The organism is Pantoea sp. Ap-870, from assembly GCF_011752515.1.
Lineage (GTDB): Bacteria > Pseudomonadota > Gammaproteobacteria > Enterobacterales > Enterobacteriaceae > Pantoea > Pantoea dispersa.
On record NZ_VWXG01000009.1, the window covers coordinates 59,874 to 84,101 of the forward strand.

18 protein-coding genes, 1 tRNA gene and 2 pseudogenes are annotated in these 24,228 nt (G+C 56.1%); 13 read left to right on the forward strand and 8 right to left on the reverse strand.

Annotated elements, in window-relative coordinates:
- Positions 1-58: 58 nt before the first annotated feature.
- A complete protein-coding gene (gene plsY, locus F3J41_RS19110; RefSeq protein WP_021509626.1) occupies positions 59-658 on the forward strand; it encodes a glycerol-3-phosphate 1-O-acyltransferase PlsY in 600 nt (199 codons plus the stop codon).
- 30 nt (positions 659-688) lie between these two features.
- Here plsY and tsaD read toward each other — a convergent pair whose 3' ends face one another.
- Positions 689-1,702, reverse strand: coding sequence for a tRNA (adenosine(37)-N6)-threonylcarbamoyltransferase complex transferase subunit TsaD (gene tsaD / locus F3J41_RS19115; protein ID WP_166712098.1), 1,014 nt, complete (start codon positions 1,700-1,702; stop codon positions 689-691).
- A 281-nt stretch (positions 1,703-1,983) separates the two neighbouring features.
- Between tsaD and rpsU the strand changes: the two genes are divergently transcribed.
- From rpsU to rpoD, 3 genes are all read left to right on the forward strand, one after another.
- Complete coding sequence (rpsU, locus tag F3J41_RS19120; RefSeq protein WP_001144069.1) at positions 1,984-2,199, forward strand: 30S ribosomal protein S21; 216 nt, start codon at positions 1,984-1,986, stop codon at positions 2,197-2,199.
- A 119-nt stretch (positions 2,200-2,318) separates the two neighbouring features.
- Positions 2,319-4,064, forward strand: coding sequence for a DNA primase (gene dnaG, locus F3J41_RS19125; RefSeq protein ID WP_021509629.1), 1,746 nt, complete (start codon positions 2,319-2,321; stop codon positions 4,062-4,064).
- A 378-nt stretch (positions 4,065-4,442) separates the two neighbouring features.
- Positions 4,443-6,287, forward strand: coding sequence for an RNA polymerase sigma factor RpoD (gene rpoD / locus F3J41_RS19130; RefSeq protein ID WP_058759769.1), 1,845 nt, complete (start codon positions 4,443-4,445; stop codon positions 6,285-6,287).
- Positions 6,288-6,335: 48 nt separating this feature from the next.
- Here the strand turns inward: rpoD and F3J41_RS19135 are convergent, their stop codons facing one another.
- The 3 genes from F3J41_RS19135 to F3J41_RS19145 form a co-directional block, all read right to left on the reverse strand.
- Positions 6,336-7,097, reverse strand: coding sequence for a substrate-binding domain-containing protein (locus tag F3J41_RS19135; RefSeq protein WP_166712100.1), 762 nt, complete (start codon positions 7,095-7,097; stop codon positions 6,336-6,338).
- Between the two features lie 88 nt (positions 7,098-7,185).
- Positions 7,186-7,701 (reverse strand): G/U mismatch-specific DNA glycosylase, encoded by a 516-nt coding sequence (gene mug, locus F3J41_RS19140; RefSeq protein ID WP_058776518.1) that lies wholly within the window; start codon positions 7,699-7,701, stop codon positions 7,186-7,188.
- On the reverse strand, positions 7,698-8,285 hold the full coding sequence (locus F3J41_RS19145; RefSeq protein WP_125311934.1) for a TetR/AcrR family transcriptional regulator: 588 nt from the start codon (positions 8,283-8,285) through the stop codon (positions 7,698-7,700). Before F3J41_RS19145 ends, mug begins: the two co-directional genes overlap by 4 nt.
- Positions 8,286-8,421: 136 nt before the next feature.
- Here F3J41_RS19145 and F3J41_RS19150 point away from each other — a divergent pair, with 136 nt between their 5' ends.
- The 8 genes and pseudogenes from F3J41_RS19150 (at position 8,422) to F3J41_RS19185 (ending at position 15,864) form a co-directional block, all read left to right on the forward strand.
- Positions 8,422-9,204 (forward strand): SDR family oxidoreductase, encoded by a 783-nt coding sequence (locus F3J41_RS19150; RefSeq protein WP_166712102.1) that lies wholly within the window; start codon positions 8,422-8,424, stop codon positions 9,202-9,204.
- A 199-nt stretch (positions 9,205-9,403) separates the two neighbouring features.
- Positions 9,404-9,479: transfer RNA gene (locus F3J41_RS19155), tRNA-Ile, on the forward strand.
- Between the two features lie 211 nt (positions 9,480-9,690).
- Positions 9,691-10,137: pseudogene (locus F3J41_RS19160) on the forward strand (DUF2778 domain-containing protein).
- A gap of 598 nt (positions 10,138-10,735) precedes the next feature.
- Positions 10,736-11,059: pseudogene (locus F3J41_RS19165) on the forward strand (tyrosine-type recombinase/integrase); the annotation flags it as partial.
- Positions 11,056-12,045, forward strand: a complete 990-nt coding sequence (locus F3J41_RS19170) for a hypothetical protein (protein WP_247656311.1) — start codon at positions 11,056-11,058, stop codon at positions 12,043-12,045. The pseudogene F3J41_RS19165 and the gene F3J41_RS19170, both read left to right, overlap by 4 nt.
- 711 nt (positions 12,046-12,756) lie before the next feature.
- Positions 12,757-14,061 carry a type II toxin-antitoxin system HipA family toxin YjjJ gene (yjjJ, locus tag F3J41_RS19175; RefSeq protein ID WP_166712104.1) on the forward strand — a complete coding sequence of 435 codons (1,305 nt, stop codon included), beginning with the start codon at positions 12,757-12,759 and terminating at the stop codon, positions 14,059-14,061.
- 127 nt (positions 14,062-14,188) lie between these two features.
- On the forward strand, positions 14,189-14,722 hold the full coding sequence (locus F3J41_RS19180; RefSeq protein ID WP_166712106.1) for a TetR/AcrR family transcriptional regulator: 534 nt from the start codon (positions 14,189-14,191) through the stop codon (positions 14,720-14,722).
- Positions 14,719-15,864 carry an MFS transporter gene (locus F3J41_RS19185; RefSeq protein ID WP_166712108.1) on the forward strand — a complete coding sequence of 382 codons (1,146 nt, stop codon included), beginning with the start codon at positions 14,719-14,721 and terminating at the stop codon, positions 15,862-15,864. Before F3J41_RS19180 ends, F3J41_RS19185 begins: the two co-directional genes overlap by 4 nt.
- On the opposite strand, the gene F3J41_RS19190 is transcribed toward F3J41_RS19185, so the two are convergent.
- Genes F3J41_RS19190 through F3J41_RS19200 form a run of 3 tightly spaced genes read right to left on the reverse strand, consistent with a single transcriptional unit; the run spans position 15,861 to position 21,270 of the window.
- Positions 15,861-17,714 carry a TolC family protein gene (locus F3J41_RS19190; protein ID WP_166712110.1) on the reverse strand — a complete coding sequence of 618 codons (1,854 nt, stop codon included), beginning with the start codon at positions 17,712-17,714 and terminating at the stop codon, positions 15,861-15,863. The genes F3J41_RS19185 and F3J41_RS19190 overlap by 4 nt on opposite strands.
- A 5-nt stretch (positions 17,715-17,719) precedes the next feature.
- Complete coding sequence (locus F3J41_RS19195; RefSeq protein WP_058759830.1) at positions 17,720-18,961, reverse strand: HlyD family type I secretion periplasmic adaptor subunit; 1,242 nt, start codon at positions 18,959-18,961, stop codon at positions 17,720-17,722.
- Complete coding sequence (locus F3J41_RS19200; RefSeq protein ID WP_166712112.1) at positions 18,958-21,270, reverse strand: type I secretion system permease/ATPase; 2,313 nt, start codon at positions 21,268-21,270, stop codon at positions 18,958-18,960. Before F3J41_RS19200 ends, F3J41_RS19195 begins: the two co-directional genes overlap by 4 nt.
- 269 nt (positions 21,271-21,539) lie before the next feature.
- Between F3J41_RS19200 and ddlA the strand changes: the two genes are divergently transcribed.
- A complete protein-coding gene (gene ddlA / locus F3J41_RS19205; RefSeq protein ID WP_166712114.1) occupies positions 21,540-22,634 on the forward strand; it encodes a D-alanine--D-alanine ligase in 1,095 nt (364 codons plus the stop codon).
- A gap of 16 nt (positions 22,635-22,650) precedes the next feature.
- Here ddlA and F3J41_RS19210 read toward each other — a convergent pair whose 3' ends face one another.
- Positions 22,651-24,075: a GGDEF domain-containing protein gene (locus F3J41_RS19210; RefSeq protein WP_058771312.1), complete on the reverse strand. Its 1,425-nt coding sequence runs from the start codon at positions 24,073-24,075 to the stop codon at positions 22,651-22,653.
- Positions 24,076-24,228 lie beyond the last annotated feature (153 nt).

Below are 24,228 nucleotides of genomic sequence, written 5' to 3' on the forward strand. Positions count from 1 at the left end.
ATGCGTATTATCCACGCTTATTGAGAACAAAACGACCCAAAAGGAACGGTACGAAGCTATGAGTGCTATCGCGCTTGGTATGATTATTTTCGCGTATCTTTGCGGCTCGATTTCCAGTGCGATCCTGGTTTGTAAACTCGCTGGTTTACCCGATCCCCGCAGCGCAGGCTCTGGCAATCCAGGCGCCACCAACGTGTTACGTATTGGCGGTAAAGCCGCCGCTGCCGCGGTACTGATTTTCGACGTGGCGAAGGGAATGGTGCCGGTATGGATCGCCTGGTGGCTGCACGTCACGCCGATGTATCTTGGTCTCACGGCCATCGCCGCCTGCCTCGGCCATATCTATCCGGTGTTTTTCCGCTTTCGCGGCGGCAAAGGTGTGGCCACCGCGTTTGGGGCCATCGCGCCGATTGGCTGGGACCTGACCGGCCTGATGACCGGCACCTGGCTGCTGACGGTGCTGCTCAGCGGCTACTCATCGCTGGGCGCGATCGTCAGCGCGTTGATTGCCCCGTTTTACGTCTGGTGGTTTAAGCCGCAGTTCACCTTTCCGGTGTCGATGCTGTCATGCCTGATTTTGCTGCGCCATCACGACAATATTCAGCGCCTGTGGCGCGGTCAGGAAAACCGCGTGTGGAAGCGTAAAAAGAAGAAATAAAAAAACCGGCGCGCAGCCGGTTTTTTATCATCAGATGGCCGGTAATTCCGCCAGTGGCCAGCGTGGCCGCACGCTGACACCCAGCTCACCGCGCGTGCCGCCTTTCAGCCGCACCATGCCGGCATAGGCAATCATCGCGCCGTTGTCGGTGCAGAACTCCGGACGGGCATAAAACACCTCGCCGCCGCGCGCGCTCATCATGGTTGCCATGCGTTCACGCAGCGTGCGGTTGGCGCTCACGCCGCCGGCAATCACCAGGCGTTTAAAGCCGGTCTGCTCCAGCGCACGCTTGCATTTGATCATCAGCGTATCCACTACCGCATCTTCAAAGGCGCGGGCGATATCGGCGCGCGCCTGTTCGTCACCGTCATGTTCGCGAATGGTATTCGCCGCAAAGGTTTTCAGGCCGGAGAAGCTGAAGTCCAGCCCCGGACGATCGGTCATCGGGCGCGGGAACTTAAAGCGATCCGGCGTGCCCTGCTGTGCCATGCGCGACAGCATCGGGCCGCCCGGATAATCCAGCCCCAGCAGCTTGGCGGTTTTATCGAACGCTTCCCCGGCGGCATCGTCAATCGATTCACCCAGCAGCATATATTCACCAATGCCGGTAACGCTGATCAGCTGCGTGTGGCCGCCGGAGACCAGCAGTGCCACGAACGGGAATGCCGGTGGGTTGTCTTCCAGCATCGGCGCCAGCAGATGGCCTTCCATGTGATGCACCGGCACCGCCGGCACGTTCCAGGCGAACGCCAGCGCGCGACCAATGGTGGCGCCTACCAGCAGCGCACCGACCAGGCCGGGACCGGCAGTGTACGCCACGGCGTCAATCTCTCCGGCCTGCAAGCCCGCCTGTTTCAGCGCGGCCTGGATCAGCGGCACGGTTTTCCGCACGTGATCGCGCGAAGCCAGTTCCGGCACCACGCCGCCGTAATCGGCATGTAATTTTACCTGGCTATATAATTGATTCGCCAGCAGACCGGATGCATCGTCATAAATCGCGATGCCGGTTTCATCGCAGGACGTTTCAATACCCAGAACTCGCATAGCTTTATCACCCTCTTCTTGCGGCGCGCAGTGTAGCACAGGCCGGCTGACGCCTGCGCCCTTCCGCACGCGAAAAAGTGTTTTTCTGTCGCGCAAAGAGTGCGCTATACTCCACGGCCTGAAAAAACCGGCAGCCGCACAGGCAAACGCTCCTGTTGGTTCTAAATTGTCCATGGTGCTTTACAAGCCAGCCGCGCCTGGAGTAAAATGCTGCACCATTTTGAAAAGTGCTGGCGCCGCAGTCAGCAGCAAAAACCGAATTTTATCGAGGTGAGAGTTACATGCCGGTAATTAAAGTACGTGAAAACGAGCCATTCGACGTAGCACTGCGTCGCTTCAAGCGTTCCTGCGAGAAAGCAGGCGTTCTGGCTGAAGTTCGTCGTCGTGAGTTCTATGAAAAACCAACGACTGAACGTAAGCGCGCTAAAGCGTCTGCAGTTAAGCGTCACGCCAAGAAACTGGCTCGCGAAAACGCACGCCGCACTCGTCTGTACTAATTTCTTTTCGGAAGTTCGCTTCCGCCGCGTGTTAAACGCAGACAGAGTCAAGTAAGAGGCCGTGCTTTCCGAAAGGAAGCGCGGCTTGTTGCCGTTTATGAGCTGAAAAACCGGGGCTTATGGCTGGACGAATTCCACGCGTATTTATCAATGATTTACTTGCCCGCACGGACATCGTGGATCTTATCGATGCCCGCGTTAAGCTGAAAAAGCAGGGTAAGAACTATCACGCGTGCTGTCCTTTCCATAACGAAAAAACCCCCTCTTTCACCGTAAGCGGTGAAAAGCAGTTCTACTACTGCTTTGGCTGTGGTGCCAAAGGCAACGCCATCGACTTCCTGATGAATCACGATCGTCTGGATTTCGTCGAGAGCGTAGAGGAACTTGCCACGCAGCACGGCTTAGAAGTGCCGTACGAAGCGGGCAATGGTCCGAGCCCGATGGAGCGCCACCAGCGCCAGAGCCTGTATCAGCTGCTGGAAGGTTTAGACAGCTTTTATCAGCAGAGCCTGCGTAATCCGCAGGCGAAATCAGCACAACAGTATCTCGCCACACGCGGTCTGAGCCAGCAGGTGATCGATCACTTTGCCATTGGCTATGCGCCAGCCGGCTGGGACAACGTGCTGAAGCGTTTCGGTCAGCAGAAAGAAGATCGTGAATCGCTGATGGAAGCTGGCATGCTGGTCAGCAATGACAGCGGCCGCACCTACGATCGTTTCCGCGATCGCGTGATGTTTCCGATTCGCGACAAGCGCGGACGCGTGATTGGTTTTGGTGGCCGCGTGCTGGGCAACGATACGCCCAAGTACCTGAACTCACCGGAAACACCGATTTTCCATAAAGGCCGCCAGCTGTACGGCCTGTATGAAGCGCAAAAAAATCATCCGCAACCGGCGCGTCTGCTGGTGGTGGAAGGCTATATGGACGTGGTTGCGCTGGCGCAGTTCGGCATTGATTATGCTGTCGCCTCGCTGGGCACCTCGACCACAGCGGAACATATCCAGCTTTTGTTCCGCTCGACCGATAACGTGATCTGCTGCTATGACGGCGACCGCGCCGGTCGTGAAGCTGCATGGCGTGCGCTGGAAACCGCATTGCCTTACATGAATGACGGTCGTCAGCTACGCTTTATGTTTTTGCCCGACGGCGAAGACCCGGATACCCTGGTGCGTAAAGAGGGCAAAGCAGCGTTCGAAGCGCGGATGGAGCAGGCCATGCCGCTCTCCACGTTTCTGTTCGACAGCCTGATGCCGCAGGTGGATCTGAGTACGCGCGACGGCCGTACCAAGCTGGCGACGCTGGCGCTGCCGCTGATTAGCCAGATTCCGGGTGAAACGCTGCGGATTTATATGCGTCAGACGCTGGGTAATAAACTCGGCATTCTGGACGATAACCAGTTAGACAAGCTGATGCCGAAGCAGGCGGAAAGCGGTACCGCGCCGGTGGCACCGCCGATGAAACGCACCACCATGCGCGTGCTGATTGCGTTGCTGGTGCAGAATCCGCAATTTGCCGCCATCGTGCCTGCGCTGGACGGGCTGGAACAGTCTAAATTAGCGGGATTGCCGCTGTTTGTGGAGTTAGTCCGCCGTTGTACTGAGAATCCTGGCCTGACCACCGGACAGCTACTAGAGTTATATCGCGGGACAGAATTTAGCCAGCCCCTTGAAACACTGGCCACCTGGAACCACATGATCGTAGATGACGAAGCGGAAGAAGTGTTCCAGGACTCGCTGGCAAGCATCTATGATGCTGCGCTGGAGCAGCGCCTCGAAGCACTGATTGCGCGCGACCGGACTGAAGGCCTGAGCGCCGCCGAACGCCGTGAATTCTGGGCATTAAGCCAGGCATTAGCCAAAAAATAAGATTTTACCGGGTCAGAATGATGAAGGCTGATAACGCCGCCCTTCTTGCCTGATGTTTCTGGTTTATGGACGCTGTAAGCGAAGCCGGAAGCAATGCATACATACCAGAGGCGTTAACGTCGCTGTCAGTTTCAAGGCTGCCAGCGCGCAGCAACCGGAGCGTACTGGCGTACGTGAGGATTGCGGGCACTGCCAGAATTGAAAATGGCAAGTGAGTTAGCCCCGGACAGAATATTAAGCGGCTTAAGTGCCGATTTACGATGGGCCAAAGCCCTGGCCGCGTTGAAGGCAGCGGCAAAAATACAACGCCTTCACTGTTATAGTTGGCTCGCTGCCGACCGACACCAATCTAATTAACAGAAGTGTGGATACCGTCTTATGGAGCAAAACCCGCAGTCACAGCTTAAGCTGCTTGTCACCCGTGGTAAGGAGCAGGGCTATCTGACCTATGCTGAGGTCAATGACCATCTGCCGGAAGATATCGTCGACTCCGATCAGATCGAAGACATCATCCAAATGATCAACGATATGGGTATTCAGGTGGTGGAAGAAGCCCCGGATGCCGATGATCTGATGCTGAATGAAAACAGCACCGATACTGACGAAGATGCCGCGGAAGCTGCCGCTCAGGTATTATCCAGCGTTGAATCTGAAATTGGCCGTACCACCGACCCGGTTCGCATGTACATGCGTGAAATGGGTACCGTTGAGCTGCTGACGCGTGAAGGCGAAATCGACATCGCCAAGCGTATCGAAGACGGTATCAACCAGGTGCAATGCTCTGTCGCCGAATACCCGGAAGCAATCACCTACCTGCTCGATCAGTACGATCGGGTTGAAGCGGGCGAGTCACGCTTGTCTGACCTGATCACCGGTTTCGTCGATCCGAACGCCGAGGAAGATCTGGCACCGACCGCGACCCACGTTGGTTCTGAGCTGTCAGAAGAAGACCGCGACGACGACGAAGAGGAAGACGAAGAGAGCGACGATGACAGCTCCGACGACGATAACTCTATCGATCCGGAACTGGCGCGCGAGAAGTTTAACGACCTGCGTACGCAGTACGAAACTACGCGCAACGTGATCAAAGCCAAAGGCCGCAGCCATGCGGACGCCGTGGCCGAGATCAACAATCTCTCTGAAGTGTTTAAACAGTTCCGCCTGGTACCGAAGCAGTTCGATTACCTGGTGAACAACATGCGTGAAATGATGGAGCGCGTGCGCACGCAAGAGCGCCTGATCATGAAGCTGTGTGTTGAACTGTGCAAAATGCCGAAGAAAAACTTCATCACCCTGTTTACCGGTAATGAAACCAGTGAGAGCTGGTTCAAAGCGGCACTGGCCATGAACAAGCCGTGGTCAGAAAAACTGCAGGAAGTGGAAGAAGACGTCATGCGTTCGCTGCAGAAACTGCTGCAGATCGAAGAAGAGACCGGCCTGACCATTGAGCAGGTGAAAGACATCAACCGTCGTATGTCGATCGGCGAAGCCAAAGCGCGTCGTGCGAAGAAAGAGATGGTTGAGGCTAACCTGCGTCTGGTGATCTCCATCGCCAAGAAGTACACCAACCGTGGCCTGCAGTTCCTCGATCTGATTCAGGAAGGCAACATCGGTCTGATGAAAGCGGTGGATAAGTTTGAATATCGCCGTGGCTATAAGTTCTCAACTTACGCCACCTGGTGGATCCGTCAGGCTATCACCCGTTCCATCGCCGACCAGGCGCGTACCATCCGTATTCCGGTGCATATGATTGAGACCATTAACAAACTCAACCGTATTTCGCGCCAGATGCTGCAGGAGATGGGCCGCGAGCCAACGCCGGAAGAGCTGGCTGAGCGCATGCTGATGCCGGAAGATAAAATCCGTAAGGTGCTGAAAATCGCTAAAGAGCCGATCTCCATGGAGACGCCGATTGGTGATGATGAAGATTCGCATCTGGGCGACTTTATCGAAGACACCACGCTGGAGCTGCCGCTGGATTCCGCGACTTCGGAAAGCCTGCGTTCTGCCACCCACGATGTGCTGGCTGGCCTGACCGCGCGTGAAGCCAAAGTCCTGCGTATGCGTTTCGGTATCGATATGAATACCGACCACACGCTGGAAGAGGTGGGCAAACAGTTTGACGTAACGCGTGAGCGTATCCGTCAGATTGAAGCCAAAGCGCTGCGTAAACTGCGCCATCCGAGCCGCTCGGAAGTGCTGCGTAGCTTCCTCGACGATTAATCGTCCTGGTCAGTAAAAACCCCGGCTTGCCGGGGTTTTTTATTGTCTTCAGTATGGCGTCAGCCCTTTCTCCTGCATCACGCTGCGCGCCTTGTCGCTCTGCAGGTATTTCACGAACTTCGCCGCGGCCTGCTGCTGCTGGCTGCTGCGCGTGATCACCGCACCGTACAGCGTATCCTGCTGTGCTGCCGGCGGAATCAGTCCCACGATAGTAATGCCTTTTACCGCCTTCAGCTCGCTGTTCTGCTGGAAGCCCAGCTCGGCTTTGCCCTGCGCGACCGCCTCACCCACCGGCGTGGCCGGAATCACGGTGATCTTCGCTGCCGTTTTCGGGCCCAGCTGCAGCTTATCCAGCATCTTGCTCTGAATATATTTGCCGCTGGCGCTGTCAGACACGGCGATACTTGAAGCGGAGGTCAGCACCTGTTTGAACTTCGCGACGGTACTGATATCCGGCGGCGTGGTGCCCTGCTTCACCGCCATGGCAATGTACGAGTGCGCCAGCACCTGATGGCTGGCGCTATCCACCCATTTGGCCTGCTCCAGCGGCTTGATGGCGTAATCCACCATGACCAGCACGTCGGCGCTTTCATGGCGTTTAAGGCGATTAGGAATCGCCTGCGGCGTGTCACCCATCGACGGCGCCGCTTCCAGCTCAATGCTGTCACCGCTCTGATGCTGATAATCCTGCTTCAGGCTTTCAATCACCGGGTACATACCGCCGGAACTGAATACCTTCAGCGTTGCGGCCTGGACGCCCGGTTGCGCCGCCAGCAGCAGTGCCGCCAGAACCATGGTGCGTTGCTTCATCTCCCTGCTCCTTTTTTTGCGTGGAGCATTCGGTGTAGCCAGAAACAAAACGATGAACAACGTTATTACTTTGTGAAACAGAGCCAGCTCACGCCTTATTCTGTAACCAATCATGAAGCTGGCGATAAGCGGAGACCATCTCCTCCAGCGAAGCGCGGTTTAATCCGCTGGGATTAGGCAGCACCCATAAGCGGGTTTCGCCCAGCAACTGCGGCTGCTCGCCCCACGCCACGTTGCGCTGACGAAACGCTTTCTGAAACGCATCCTTACCCAGCACCGCCAGCGCGCGCGGCTGATAGCGCAGCACCTTTTCCTGCAGACGCGCACCGCCGTCACGCAGCTCCGCGCCCGCCAGCTCGCTGGCCTGAATGGTAGGGCGCTCTACCAGCATGGTGATGCCGCAGCCGGTCTCCAGCAACCGCTGTTCCTGCTCCGGCAGCAGCTGTTCGCGGGTGAATCCGGCCTGATGAATCACCTTCCAGAAGCGGTTGCCGGGATGCGCAAAGTGAAAACCGGTATGCGCCGAGGATTTACCCGGATTGATGCCACAGAACAGCACCTGTAAATCGGGCGCGATGATGTCACGGATGTCGTGATCGCTCATGCCGTCACCAGCCCGGCGCGCAGTTTGACCGCCTGACGCGTCACCTCCAGCATCTGGCGCGCTTCCGCTTCATCGGTGCAGGCGCGCGCCAGCGCCAGCGCACCGACCATTTCGGCCTGCATGCTGCTGGCGATGCTCTCTGCCTGCGCATGTCCCAGCTGTTGCAGCGCCTGCACCAGCTGGCGCCGCACCGCTTCGCGCTTCGCCGAAAACAGCGCCCGCGCATCCGGCGGTAAATGCGCCACTTCACTGACCAGCGCAGGTATCGGACAGCCCACGCCCGGCGCGCCACAGTGCTGGTCCGACAGATAGCGGTCGATCCACTGGTTCAGCCGTTCAGCCGGATCCTCAATCGCCAGCACGGCGGCAAAACGCTGCGCCGAATCGGCAAACATCTCGCTAATCACCGCTTCGACCAGCGCTTCACGCGAGGCAAAGTGCGCATAAAACCCACCGTGCGTCAGGCCAACGCGCTTCATCAGCGCTGCCACGCCAATGCCTTCGGTGCCGCATTCGCGCATCACTACCGCCGCTTCTTCCAGAATGCGCTGCCGCGTGCGCGCCTTATGGCTTAGCTTTTCCATCGGTTGTTACCCTGCTCATCGTTAATGGCAATCAGTGTAATTATTACGATCGTCATATTCCAGCTTGACGATGGATATGATGGTCGTCATATTATCAGCACACCAATATGACGACCATCATACAGAGGGCTTTTCCATGTCACACCAACTGGCTTTAATCACCGGCGCCTCCAGCGGTATCGGCGCAACTTACGCTAAACAGCTGGCCGCACGCGGCAACGACCTGATTCTGGTGGCGCGCGATGCTGCACGTCTGAGCGCACTGGCGCAGTCGCTGCGTGAGGCGCACGGCGTTGAAGTCAGCGTGCTGGCTGCAGATCTGACGCGCCATGAGGATCTGGCGCGTATTGATAGCGAGCTGCGGAACAATACGCGTATTACTACGCTGATCAACAATGCGGGCATGACGGTGGAAGGCGAGTTTATCGACGCCAGCATCGACCAGACGCAAACCATGCTGGCACTGAATGTGGTGGCGCTGACGCAGCTCTCTCACACGGCTGCGCAGGTTTTCCGCAGCCGCAACGCGGGCACCATCGTGAACGTGGCGTCGGTACTGGCGCTGGTTAACGAGCAGGCAAACGGGGCCTACAATGCGACGAAAGCTTTTGTGCTCTCGCTGACGCGGAATATGCAGCGTGAGCTGGCGGGCCATAACGTACGCGTGCAGGCACTGCTGCCGGGCCTGACGCGCACCGAAATCTTTCAGCGCACCGGGCGCTCGGTGGATGACCTGCCGGCAGAGATGGTGATGGAGGTCGACGACTTAGTCGCCGCCGCGCTGCGCGGTCTGGATGACGGCGAAGCGATCACTATCCCTTCGGTGGAAGATATGGGCCTGTGGCAAAGCTTTGAGCAGGCGCGCGGCGCCATCCTGCCGTTTATCTCGCTGAATAAGCCCGCCACGCGCTATTGCTGAACCTGCGCATCCTGAGACAAGGCAGCAGCAAGCCTTGTCTCAAAAACGCGACAGCAGTGGGCGCTTATTGCCCGCTTCTGCCGGGGTTGCGGGATTTTTTACTGTGAGATCAAGGACTCAGTGATTGCGGGAATTTTCACCAACCGATTGAGCAACGCTGGATCGCCCCACCGAGATACTTTATAATCCCCGCTCCGCTGGCCCCTTAGCTCAGTGGTTAGAGCAGGCGACTCATAATCGCTTGGTCGCTGGTTCAAACCCAGCAGGGGCCACCAAATATTCATAAAATCATGTATTTAAATCACTTCCCTAGTGATCCCCCCCGTCCTCTCTTTGGATGGTGCCGCTTTAAATATATGTAACTACAAAGCCTGACCAGACTAATCGCTTAAAATGATTGAATGGTGATTAGTAAGCTTATGAAATGACTTAACAAAAGGAATCGTTATGTCTTACAGCTGCTATCTGTTATTAAATCGTCGTGAAATGACTTCACTCAATTGTCCGGGCATTGGTGTTTTTCCCGCGTTTTCAGGCCAGAAAGATGGCCGTAATAATCCTGATAAAACTCATGTCCCCGATATTGGCCCATTAGTGCGCGGACGTTATTACATTGTTTAGCGGCCATCAGGTGGAAGATTAGGTCCCTGGCGTGAGAGGTTTTTGAAAGAAATATACGGAACGGATCGGACTACCTGGTTTGGTCTTTACCGCGATGACGGCAAAATTGATGATTACACGTTTGTGGAGGGCGTCAGACGTGGGAATTTCAGGCTCCATCCCATAGGACCGCTCGGTCTTAGCGAGGGCTGTATTACACTTGCTCATCCTATCCAGTTTCAGTACATGCGCGATATGTTCCTGCGCGCCGGCCCCACTCTCAATATTCCAGGTAGTCAATTGAAAGCCTATGGAACGGTAAAGGTGTACTGATGATGCGTATTATTTTACTCATTTTGTTATTTATCATCTGTTGCGTGGCAATCTCTAAAGCGATCGCGTTATTAGTTCCTGCATCAATATTTTATTCAATCGCCAACGCCCTGCAGATCTATGGTGATGAGTCGGTTATTGATTTTATATTAATAGTCAATATTTCTATATCGATTCTGCTTTCTCTAATACTGGTAATCCTTCTAAAGCGTAAAAAATGAAGATAAGAGGCTCCGGAGCCAGGTTTCATCAACTGAGAGCCGGTTTAAGAGATTTTTAAAGGTGTTGTCGTTGCTGTAGTCACCCACTACGTAACAGTGATCAGCCCAGGAATATGAAGTAGAAGCGTATTGAGGATTTTGATTACCAATTCGTAATAGACTAACTACGCTTGTTTTTGTCGTACCTTAGCTATCGCGCAATAATGCTTTTACAAATAATTTTACTGAGCTTATATCCCTTTTTTCGGTGAAAATCATATGCAAAGTGAGATAACTTTTGAATTGTCGAATTTTGTTCGAACATAAAACGGTGTTTTAGGGAGGATGAGAGCCAATCTGGTCAGATTTCTCTGTGTAAAAATGAGCTAAAGGTAAGCCAGACGGTGCCGATAACCGAAAAATTACCGGCTGAATTGCCATCAAGCAGGAAAGCGCAGAAGCTATTCAAACCATGCTATTCAGCATTTAGAAAGGCTATGCAACACGCTGGTATCGAGACACCTGCCGGGCAGCTAACGCACGTTTTATGCCACACATTTGCCTCTCATTTTATGATGAACGGCGGAAACATTCTTGTACTTCAGCGAATATTAGGCCATACGGACATAAAGGTAACTATGCGATATGCACATTTTGCGCCAGATCATTTAGCTGAAGCAGCGTTACTCAATCCTCTACAGAAAATGGAAAAAGAAAAATGAATGAAATTGAAGAAGATAATAACTCTGTTCGAACCAAACGCACTGGAATACCAATTTTCCATAAATTTGCCACAAGACCAAAAGTTATACTCTCCGGCATTTTAATTTATGTAGGATTGGGCATTGCAATTCTATTTAGCTCAGATATGGGCCCATCATATTTTATTGAGAAATTTGGCCCAATCATGTTAGGAGTATGCATTGCCATCCCAGGGTTTATAATGATAAGCGGCGAGATGAGCAAGTTGACCAAGCTAAGAAGAGAAGACAAGTTTATTGATGTAGACGACAGTAGAGACAATGAATCTCAAATTTTTGAAAAAAAAATACTCAATGAGTTGAATTATCTCAAAGCAAATTCTAACAACTTCTCTGAGCAAAGCATTGAAGAGATTGTATCTAAAGTAATTGAATCCAAGACATTAGATCAAGGAAACATGTTTGACTCATTCGAAAATTACTTTAATGAAATTCGCCGTGTTTTATTAGAGCAAGCTTATACTTCAGATAAGAAAGCTTCAATTCTTTTAGATAAGGGAACATCTTATTCAAAAGGCGGGATAACTTTTTTTATAATATCCATTATAACGTGGCAAACTTTATCATGGCTCACAGACTTCAAAGAACAATATATCTATGGAATGGTATCTTGCTCTTTATTATTTATCTTCATCGAATTTTTATCTGCTTGGTTTCTTAAACAATATCGTCACTTTGTTGATACCTCGACCTATCATATAAAAGTGAAGTCTATTTTTGACAAATACATGATGTCATATTTGGCTATTAAAAGCCTTAGTGACGAAAGTAGTAGTAATGATATAAAATATAAAGCCATGCTTAAAATACTTGAAGAAGAATTGAAATGGCCCGAAACCTATCTATTGAAGAAATCAGAAGTAAGTTTTGCCAGGGAGGCAATTGAAACGATGTCTCACTTTGCAAAAGCAATCAAGTCAGAGGCAAAGAGTAAGGGTAACGAGTAAAATGCATTCAATGTTTTAATAAATTCTAGGGGAGTGTAAAAAGTGAGAGCCATAGATGATGCCAATTTCTTAATTGCCTCCTCATCTGAACAGGCTGCCTACCTCAATTTGACTGTAATATTTATGTAAATCAAACTTAAGATGACTATTTGAAGTGGCACCAAAGTGGCAGCAGAGCTCAACGCTATGTGTCACTTTTCATCACTATTCAGCCAAAAAAATATAAAAATCAGTAAATTACTGATTTAATTCACTTCAAATTGGGACTCATAATCGCTTGTTCGGTGGTTCGAACTTGGCGAAGGCCGCCAATCACTTGTTCATCTGATTGACTTAAGTCACCCTTAAACAGGTGGCTTTGCTATTTAGATTTAAACAATAGCGATGTAAGGTCAGCGCTTTTTGCTGATACAGTTAAAACTCCAATGCGCAGCACCCTTCCCACTTTCAACCTGAAATCACCTGTCTTGCCGGCCTTTCCGGCTCATACTGCCTCACGCTGTCATTGTGTTAACAATCGCCACTTACAAACAACGACGCGAGAATCTATCTCATTAAGCCTGCATGCAGCCTCAACTTCCTACAGAACCACACATTTGCACACCAAGCGTGGCACATCCCAGTGACTGCCAGCTATTTACTTGCTAACATAACTACTCAAAAACTATTCATATATCTATTCACAAAACTATTCAAAAGCTACTCAAACACATGTCATTACATTCAAAAAACATACGCCAGCTTCTCTATAGCGGGCCGATGACAGCAAGGCAAATCATTGAAAAAATGGGCATAAGCCAGCCTACGCTTTCCCGTGCGATTAGAGAACTGGGTGATGACATCGTCAAAATCGGGGCGGGTCCAGCTATTCAATATGCCCTGCGAGATACGTTTCGCGGATTCCGCTCGGCCCCGATTTACCGCGTTACCGATGAGGGGCAAATCAAACCTCTCGGCGAGCTGATTCCGGTTCGTCCGGAAGGGTTTGTGATGGTGCAGGCGGACCACAAAAGCTTTCACAGTGACGGGCTGCCGTGGTGGCTGTTTGACATGCGACCACAGGGCTATCTCGGCAGAGCGTATGCCTCGACTTATGCCAGCGGGCTCGGTCTGCCGGCGAATCCCGAACAATGGGCGGACGCAGATGTCGTCAGAGCGCTGCTGGCGCAAGGTCATGATGCGATCGGCAACCTGCTGATCGGCGAACAGGCGCGCAGCCGTTTCCTGGAAATGCCCGAACCAACACCTGTGGAGCGCGCGACGGCGTATCCCGAACTGGCGCGGGCTGCGGGCGCTGGTGAGGTGCCGGGCTCATCAGCGGGTGGTGAGCAGCCCAAATTCTGCACCTATAGCGAACGCGGTCATGTGCTGGTGAAATTCACCGCAGCAGATGACAACCCAGTCAGCGAACGCTGGCGCGATCTGCTGATGGCTGAACATCTGGCCCTGAAAGTGCTGGATGTTGAGACCGACGTGTTTGATATTGCAGGGCAGCGCTTCCTCGAAATCCCCCGCTTCGATCGGGTGGGCAAAATGGGCCGTATCGGCGTGTTTTCGCTGCGGGCGCTTGATGCGGAGTTCGTCGGCAATGCCAGTGCAAGCTGGCCGGTCCTCGTCGACCAGCTTGTAGCGGAAAAGTGTGTCCATTCTGAGGCCGCTAATAGCACGGCCCGGCTTTGGGCATTCGGCATGCTGATCGGCAATACCGACATGCACGCCGGTAACCTGTCATTCATCAGTCGCCATGGCCGTCCTTATCACCTCGCGCCGGCTTACGACATTCTGCCGATGGGCTTTGCGCCCAGAGCGGGCGGCGCCATCGTGAATACGCTGCGGCCAGCGTCACTGCCGGAAGTGGTCAGCAGCGATACATGGCGGGAAGCGCTGGCTTTGGCGGAGGAATTTTTGTCTCTGGCGAACAGTTGCGATGGTTTCTCAGCGCGTTTTGCGCCTTGTCTCGCCGCGTTACAGCAGCATCTGGATGAGGCCCGATCGCGCATCGCCCGGCTGGGCTAAGCGCGTTTCCATATTGATAATGTCTTCAACGCTGCATCATCGAAACAGGCGGTGATTAACCGCCTCGCACCCGATTTTTGCCCCCGCAACTTTGCAAAAGTAAAACGATCGGTTTACTTTTTAAGGTATGCGTAAAAAACAACATATCCTGAACGCTGCCGAGCGGCTGTTCTACAACAACGGTTTTCATGCCACCAGCACCGATTACATTTGCCGTGAGGCGAAGGTCTCCACGCGTACGCTCTATCAGCACTTTCCGTCGCGCGAGCGGTTAACTGCCGCGGTGATGACCGCGCGTCGGCAGCGCTTTGCTGATTTGTTGTCACAGCCAGACGATCCGGCAGCCATTAGCCAGCTGTTTTCGGTTCTGGAACAGTGGATGCGGGCGGAAGGATCGCTCGGCTGCTTTTTTGCCAAAGCGTACGGTGAGTATGCGGAGCAGGATGCTGAGCTGGCGGCGCAGGCGCTGGATTATCGCTACTGGCAGCGCGGCTACATCCGTGCCTGCCTGGCGCACTCGCACAGAAATTCGCCGTCAGCGCTGGCCGATGCCATCTGGATATTGTTTGAAGGGGCGATTATGGCCGGGTTGATTGACGGTCCGCAGGCCGCGGTCACTGCGCGTCTGGCGGCTGAGCAACTGATGGCGAATGCGGCATGAAAGCCTCACTCCGCCTGACGCTGAGCGGCTTTATGCTGATTGCCGTGACCTACGGACTGGCGCGTTTTGCCTGGGGAATGATGATGCCGCAGGTGGCGCAGCAGATCAGCTTCAGCCCACGCGCATCGGGCATGCTGGCCGCCTGCAGCTATCTGGCTTACTGCCTGGCCACGCCCGGCGCCACGATGCTGCTGGCGCGCTGGGGCGTGCGCAGCACCGCCATGCTGGCAGCGCTGACGGCCATGCTCGGCTTACTGCTGCTGGCCGCTGCCGGCAGCACATGGCTGATTGCCGGTGGGTTATTTATCGCTGGTATCGGTGCCGGGCTGGCTTCGCCGGCGCTCGCCAGTGCCGTGAGCCTGCGCATTGATGCGTCGCGGCAAACCGCCGCTAACACGTTCATTAACGCCGGCACCGGCGCGGGCATTATTGTGTCAGTGCCCATTTTTATGCTGATGCCCGGCGGCTGGCGCGCGGCCTGCTGCTGTTTTGCCGCGCTGGCGTTAATCAGCCTGCTGCTGGCACGCTATTGCCTGCCCGCCGGGCGCGCCGATCCATCGGGATCGCCGGTTGGCTGGCGCGATCGGTTGCACAACTGCGCGCTGCAGCGGGTGATCATCATCGCTTTCCTTAGCGGTGTCGCCAGCGCGGCGTGGTGGTGTTTTGGACCGGATGTGTTACGCCAGCACAGCCACCTGAACGAGGGCCACGCCAGTATGCTGTGGCTGGTTAGCGGCGCGGCCGGCATTCTCGGCGCGCTGACCGGCCCGCTGGCACGCTGCATCGGTATGCGTCAGGTGTACTGGCTGGCGCAGCTGGCGATGGCCGCACCACTGCTGTTGCTGGCGGCGCTCACCCACTTTAGCTACTGGCTGGTACCGGCGGCAGCACTGTGCGGCGCGGGATACGTCACGCTGTCGGGTATTCTGCTGGTTGCAGGTGCCGCCGCCACGCCACAGAATGCGGCCTCTGGCGTGGCGGCGGCGTTTCTGACGCTGGCGATTGGGCAAATTGTCGGGGCGATACTCTTTGCGCAGATCTACAGCAGCAGCGCCGCCACAGCCCTGCTGCCGTTCGCTGCCATCCCGGTTGCGCTGCTGTTTCTGATACCGGCTAACCCGCCACAGCGCGCTGACGCTTAACGTCCGGTGGTGAGCCAGCGGCTGAGGATGCCGGCACTGGAGTAGCCGCGAATGATCGCCGCGTAGCTGTCAAAGCGATTGCTCACTTCGCTCACCTGGTTGTTATACAGATCGCTCTCGGCGCTCAGGACATCCAGCAGCGAGCGGCGTCCGAGGTGATACCACTGATCGAAAAAGTCTTTGCGGATGCGGTCAGACTCGACGATCAGACTCTTATACAGCGCGGCGCGATCGGCCATGGAGTGTGCATCCTGGCTGGCAGCGCGCACGCGATTTTCCAGATCACGTCGCTGCTCCTGTACCTGCTGACGGCTGGCTTCGGCGCGTTTAATCGCCGCAATCTCCTGCGCGTTGGTTGAACCACCGCGGAACAGGCCCCAGCTAACGTTGATTCCGGTTTGCCACGCCTGCTGGCGACCGAGCTGATCCTCACGCGTGCTTTTGGTTACCGTCCAGTTGAGTTTTGGCAGGCCGGAAGCTTTAATCGCCTCCGCTTCTTTAAACCCCGCTCGTGTTTCCGCATTGGCGCGCAGGATCAGCGGATGATAATCCAGGCTGGCCAGCTGACGATTGAGATCGCCAAAATTCATCGCCCAGCGATCGCTGGCTGGCAGCGTCACGCGACTATTGCCCATCAGGCGGTTCAGCGTGATTTCGACATCGCGCGCGCGCGACTCGGCATTCTCCAGATAACTCTGCGCCTGCAGCAATCGGCCTTTGGCCTGCGTCAGCTCGCTGCGACGACCGGTATCTGACTGCACAATGCCGCTCAGCATGGTGGTCAGTTCGGTCATGCGCGCCACGTACTGCTGGCTGATGGCAATGATCCGCTGCTGCTTGTTCCACTCAATCAGCGCGTTGCTGACCTGCATCGCCAGCTCTTCACGCTGCGCCTGCGCCGCCTGCTGCGCCGAGGTCACGCGCTCTTCGCGGCTCTCGATGGTGCGGCTGGTCTGACCGAAATCAATCAGGTTGGTCGCCATCGACACGCCGAGCGCCGGCACGTTGCTCTGACTACCGTCGCTTTTTACCCCGCCACCAAACTCTTTGGTCGCCGAGCTGGCGCTGACATCCAGCTGCGGCCAGCGCTGCCCTTTCGCCTCATCCACGCTGGCGGCGGCGGCATCGGTCTGCGCCACGGACGATTTCAGCGCCGGGCTGATGCGCCAGGTGATGCGCGCGGCCGAGAGGAATTTCTGCCGCAGCTCGGATTCAGCCACGGTTTCATCCACCGCGCCGCTCAGGCTGACCGGTGAACGCGCCACGGCGGCATCGGCGGCAGTGGTTCTGGTTTCCGCTACTGGCGGACTGACATAACTGAACTCGCTCTGTGCTTTTACTTCTGCTTCATTCACCGGCACCGGCGCAGGCTGCTGTGAGTTGAAAGTGCGTACCGATTTCAGCAGCGGATTCGTCTGCCTGGGTTCCGGCTGGCGCTGCTCCTCCGTCAGAAAACCGCCGCCCTGTACCGGCTGCACCGGCGGTGGTGCAATCGGCGCTGCTGGCGCTGGGGCCGGTGAAGGTGCCGGCGCTGGTGCCGGCTGAGCGCGTGGCGCGGCGACCGGTGGTGCAACCGGCGCGGCCTGAGGTTGCGTAAACATCGGTTGCGGTGCCGGCGCGGTTGCAAAGCGCTGGGCTGGCGCAACGGGCACGCGCTGTACCGGCACGCTGCGTACCGGTGCCGCAGCGGGGGCGGCCGGGCGATGTCCGCTCATCTCGGCAAACATCATCAATTCACTGGTCGAATCGGCCATTACGCTGATGGCCGGAGCCATCATGACCGTAATGCAACCGGCAAGCAAAGAGAGGCGCCGCGCCGCTGCGCGACGGTGCATATTATTATTTTTCATGGTTATTAACGCTCGCGGAAGGCTTCTTTCGCCTTAAGTACCGGCTTCAGCAGGTAATCAAGGATGGTTTTCTCGCCGGTGCGGATTTCCACCGTGGCCACCATGCCGGGAATGATCGGCAGATCTTTATTGCCTGCGTGCAGCGTGCTTTTATCGGTGAGAATCAACACGCGGTAATAAGTGTCATCCGGGCGGCCGGAAGCGGCTTTCTGATCGTCTTTCAGCGTATCCGGACTGATGTATTCCACATGGCCATCCAGTCCACCGTAGATGGCGAAGTCGTAGGCGGTGATTTTCACTTTGGCCGGCAGCCCCGGACGCAGGAAGGCGACATCAGAAGGACGGATTTTCCCCTCCACCAGCAGTTGCTCTTCCAGCGGCACGATTTCCAGGATGTGCTCACCGGGCTGAATGACGCCGCCGATGGTGTTGACGCGCACGTTTTTCACCGTGCCGCGCACCGGTGCGGTAATGGTGGTGCGCTCGACCACGTCCGCGCGGCCAATCAGGTTTTCGCTTACCTGGCTCAGTTCCAGCTCCAGCCGCGCCAGTTCGGTGTTGGCATCAGACTGGTAACGGTTACGCCGCTCGACAATCTGCGCCTGGATGTCGTTCGCCTGGCGCTGCATGCGCAGCAGTTCAACCTCAGACAGCAATCCTTTCGCCGCCAGCGGCTCCGCCAGACGAATTTCACGCATCGACAGGGCATAGCTGCGCTGCAGTGAGTTAATGCTGTCGTTCAGCGCGCGCTTGCGTGATTCATAGGCTTTGGTCTCCTGCGCCACCACGGCGGGATCGCTCTTCACCTGCTCGTCAAATGTCAGCGGCTGCGCGTAGGCTTCGGCACGCAAACGCGCAATGCTGCCCTTCAGGCCAATCACCTTGCTCAGCGCCTCACGATAGCTTGATTGCGCACGCGTCGGATCGATTTTCAGCAGGACGTCGCCCCGGTTGACCACCGTGCCTTCACGCACATTCATTTCGGCGAGAATGCCGCCTTCCAGACTCTGAATCACCTGCTCGCGGCTGCGGGAAATCACTTTTCCGTCGCCTTTGGTGATCTCCTCCACCCGCGCATAGTTTGCCCAGGTGAGACCGATGCCAATCACCGCGATGATGATCCACATCACCAGTTTCGATCCCGGCGTGGTTTGCGACAGCAGGGACGCCTGCACGTCATTCATGAATTCGGCATCCGCAGCGGAGAGATTTTTGCTGCGGCTGCGCCATGGCATTAACTTGATCATACTGCGGCCTCCTCTGCCGCGGCGACGGCGGGCTCTGACGTTGCCGAAGCATCGTTAGCCGGCGCGGGTGCGCGCGCCGCCTGCTCTACCGCCTGACGCGGCGGCTGGCGGGTTTTACCTTTACCTTCCAGCGCGGCCAGCACCTGCTCTTTCGGGCCATCCGCGACAATTTTTCCTTCCTCAACCACGATGATGCGGTCGACCAGCGCCAGAATTGACGGACGATGCGTCACAACGATCAGCGTGTGACCTTCGCTGGCGCGACGCAGATGGGCGAGGAACTGGCTTTCGGTCATGCTGTCCATGGCGCTGGTCGGTTCATCCATCAGCAGCACTTTGGGCCGCGTCAGCAGAGTTCGCGCCAGCGATACTAACTGACGCTGACCGCCCGACAGCCCTTCACCACCCTCGCCGACCGACAGGTTGATGCCGCTTGGATGGCGCGCCGCCACGTGATCGAGACCGGTCAGATTCAGCACGCGCAGCAGTTCATTCGCGGTGGCATCCGGCCGGCCAATCATCACGTTCTCGCGCAGCGTGCCGTAGAACAGGCGCGCATCCTGGCTGACGAAGCCCACCGCTTTGCGCCAGTCGGCCGGATCGATCTGGTTAACATCGAGTCCGTCAGCGGAGATCTGCCCTTTCACCGGCTGATACAGACGCGCCATCACGCGTAACAGCGTCGATTTACCGCTGCCGATGCGGCCAAGAATCGCCACGCGCTCACCGGCCTTGATAGTCAGCGAGATGTCTTTGAGGATTTCCGGATTGGGCTTCATCGGCGGTGCCGGATAAGAGAAGCTGACATTGCTGAGGGAGATCTCGCCGGTCAGCGGCGGATCGGTCAGGTAGGTTTTACTGCTGTCGCGATCGACCGGCATCTCCATCAGCTTATTCAGCGAGGTCAGCGCCGCTTTGGCCTGCTGATAACGCACCGCCAGACCAATCACCTGACCCAGCGGGCCGGTGGCGCGGCTGGCCAGCATCACGGTGGCGATCATCGCACCCATGGTGAAGGTGCCGGCGTTGATCAGATAAACCCCGGCCACCACCAGCATCACGGTCTGAAACTGCTGCAGAAAGGTCACCACGCCGGTCGCCAGCGTCGAATAGCGTTTTGACTTCATTGAGTTAGCCGACTGCAGCGCGCTGAAGTTCTCCCAGCGGCGCTGCATATGCGCTTCACCGCCCACGGCTTTCAGCGTTTCCATGCCTTCAACCGACTCAATCAGCACGCCCTGTTTCAGCGACGCATCGCGCAGATTCTCTTTCATGATGCGCGCCAGCGGCCACTGGATCGCGGCGCTGACGATGATGATCAGCGGGATCATCATCAACGGAATAATCGCCAGCGGACCGCTGATAAAGAAGATCACGCCGACAAACATCAGGATAAACGGCAGATCCGAAATCGCCGCCAGCGTCGCCGAGGCAACAAAATCGCGCACCGATTCGTATTCACGGATCTGGTTGGCGAAAGTGCCTGATGAGGCCGGCTTGTGCTCCATCTGGATCGATAACGCCTGACGGAACAGCATGCTGCCCAGCACCAGGTCGGCCTTTTTGCCCGCCATGTCCAGCAGATGTGCCCGCACAAAGCGGGTAATGGCTTCGAAGATCATGGCGATGGTGACGCCAATAGCCAGCGACCACAGCGTAACAAACGCCTGGTTTGGCACCACACGATCGTAGACGTTCATGGTTAAGAAGATGCTGGAGAGTGCCAGCACGTTGATCAGCACGGCGGCGATGGCGGCGCTGCGGTAGTAACGCCGGTAGCGCCACAGGGTGCTGAACAGCCAGTGACCTTTGACCTCCGGCAGCATTTCACTGGCGCGCTCATCCAGTACCGCCGCCGGTTTCGCCATCACCGCAAAGCCGGCGTAAATCTCGTTGAGCTCCGCCAGGCTCATCTCCACCGCTTTATCACTCACCTCCGGCATGATCAGCTGGAAGCGCAGCTCGCGCTGATTCTCCTCATTGGTGTGAATGCGCCGCGACAGCACAATGCAGCCGCCGCCGTTCTGCCGCAGCAATATCATCGGCATCAGCTGATCCGGCAGATCCTGCAGGCGGCGTTCGACCATGCCGCCGGTAATGCCAGCGTTCTCCAGAGCGGTCATGGCCTGCGACGGCGACAGCAGCGTCGCTTTTGGCAGGCCGGCGACCAGCGCCTCTTCACTCTTCTCGCGTTTATAGTGTTTGCAAATCCACGCCACGCTTTTTAACAGCGTGTCATCCACAGTGGTTTCGATACGAGCAACAGAACGCGCATCCTGCTCCACGGCATTCTGCTTCTGGTCCATCATTTCCCGACTCCTGTAAACCTGACAAAAAACGGTGGACGCATCGTCCACCGCAGACTTTTCTTTGAATTGGGAAAATTCTGACAGAAGGCAGCTTTCAGGCCGTCCAAGACTTGTCTCAAACGGTGGAGAATATTTATGAATAAAGCGGAGAAAGCCCGATTGAATGCGGTCTGGAGACCGATCGATTGCAGAATAATCGCGGCGCTGTTGAGCGCTGTCCTGGGCGTGTTATCTTAGCTGCTCGCTTTACTGCAACCGGACAAAGAGCAATGGCAAAACAGCGGGTAGGTATCGTATTTGGCGGCAAGTCGGCCGAACATGAAGTGTCGTTACAGTCGGCCAAAAATATTCTTGAGGCGATCGATAAAAACAAATACGACGTGGTGCTGCTGGGGATCGACAAACAGGGCGAGTGGCATCTCAATGATGCTTCAGGCTTTCTGCTCAACGCCGACAATCCGGCGCTGATTGCCCTGAACCGCTCCGGTGAAAACGTGGCGCTGGTGCCCGGCAGCCGCGCGGAACAGCTGATTACGCTGCAGCAGGCGCAGCCGCTGTCGCAGCTGGATGTCATCTTCCCGATTGTGCACGGCACGCTGGGCGAAGATGGCTCGCTGCAGGGACTGCTGCGCATGGCCAATCTGCCGTTTGTCGGGTCGGATGTGCTGGGTTCCGCGGTCAGCATGGACAAAGATTTCACCAAACGCCTGCTGCGCGATGCCGGCCTGAAAGTGGCGCCGTGGCTGAGCGTCACCCAGACGCAGCGCGCGGCGCTGGATGTGCAGGCGGTGATTGCGCGCTTTGGCCTGCCGCTGTTTATCAAGCCAGCCAATCAGGGATCATCCGTTGGGGTGAGCAAAGTGACGCAGCCGGATGAATTCGACGCGGCGCTGGATCTGGCGTTCCGCTTTGACCGCAAGGTCCTGATTGAACAGGGCATCAGTGGCCGTGAGATTGAGTGCGCGGTGCTGGGTAACGAGGCGCCAGAAGCCAGCCCGTGCGGTGAAATTGTGGTGCACGACGCCTTCTACTCGTATGACACCAAATATATCAGCGAGAGCGGCGCGCAGGTGGTGGTACCGGCTGACATCAGTGCGGAAGCCAGCGAGGCCATTCGGGCTGTAGCGATTACCGCGTTCCAGGCGCTGGAGTGCTTTGGCATGGCGCGCGTCGATGTGTTCCTCACCGAAACGGGCGACATTATTGTCAACGAAGTGAATACCTTACCCGGCTTCACCAACATCAGCATGTATCCCAAACTGTGGCAGGCGGCCGGCCTGAGTTACAGCGATCTGATTACCCGCCTGATTGAACTGGCGCAGCAGCGTCATCAGCAATCCAGCCAGCTGAAAAGCAGCGTGTAACCTGCGATGGCGTGGCTCAGGCCACGTCATGCGCCATGCTGCGCGGCGCGATTGCCGGTGAGGTCTGATTGCGGCCATTGCGCTTGGCAACGTAAAGGTGTTTATCCGCCGCTGACACCAGCCGGTTGATCACCCCCGGCCATTCACGTTCGTTAACCGCACCGCCGCGCGCCAGGCCGAGGCTGACCGTCACGGTCACGGTGTTGCCCTGAATCCAGAACTTCTCTTTCACCATTGCCTGACGAATCACTTCGGCCAGCTGAAACAGCTGGCTGTGGGTGTAATCAAATACCACCACCACGAACTCTTCGCCGCCAAAGCGGCACACCAGGCCGCGACTGCCGACCACGTGCTGAATACGGCGCGCAATTTCCTCCAGCACGCCATCGCCGGCATCATGGCCGAAATTGTCATTAATGGCTTTGAAGTAGTCGACATCCAGCATAATCACGCCGGCTTCACGCTGCAGGGAAAACGGCTGCTGGCGCAGGTTCTCATACAGGCCGGAGCGCGAAAGTAGCTGGGTGAGGAAATCATAATTGGCGCGCAATGCCAGGCGATGGTTAAGCTGCCGAATGGCGTCCATGCTCACCGCCACCAGCAGCGGGCTGAGCGCTACGGTGGCCACGCCGAGCCGTGCAGAAGTGAGATGGCTGATGGGCAGCAGCGAATCATCGCCCTGAATATTCATCACGCCGTGCGAGACCAGCACGATCTCGGTGATGCCGGTGAACAGAATCACCAGGCTGGTGATCGGAATCGGCAGAACAATGGCACACCAGATCAGCGCCGGTACCGGGAAGGTCAGACTGCCCGCGCCACCAATCAGCGCCCCCACCGTGAGCGACAGCGCCACGGCGAGCAGCGGCAGCAGCCTGGCCGGATGAATCAGCGTCCGCAGCGGCACGCTGCGCAACGGACGCGTCAGCATCACCGGCAGCAGCATCAGTGAGGTGGAGAACTGCTCGCTGAACCAGTCGGCCCACGCCACCACAAAGCGCGCGTTAAAGTCGATATCCTGCGCCCATGCGCCCCAGGTGGCGCAGGCTGCCGCGCCGAGCAGGCACGCCGGAAAGATGCGCATGGCGTTGAACACCTGGCTGTTTGCAGTGGGCGATTGCAGATGCTTAATCAGCATGCTCACTGACACCAGGATAAACAGGATATTGGCAAAATTAATCGTCACCGCTGGCAGTGCCCAGCCGGAAAAAACCGTATCGTTGAAAATCATGGCGGCAAAACACACCAGATAACTGGAAGTGGTGTGTAAAAACGGGTTGCGCACCATCAACCCGGCGATGAGAGCATTCACCGGCCAGAACAGGGAAAACTCTTCGGGAATACGCAGGTGGCTGCCAATAAAGCAGAAGAACAGCGTAATAAGACACAGCGAAAGAGCATTCTTTTTAACATTATTCTCTTCAAACAGCTTAACGCGCATACGTCTGAACCCTGTAACCTGAAATCGCTGCCATCCGTCGCTGGCATCAGCAATCATTTAACCTGAAAAATCCGTGCGATAATTCGCTAATTAAACCGGTGTTCGTCGCCCTGCTCTGCGACTGAGCGGCGCTCACTCTGCCATGAAAGCCAG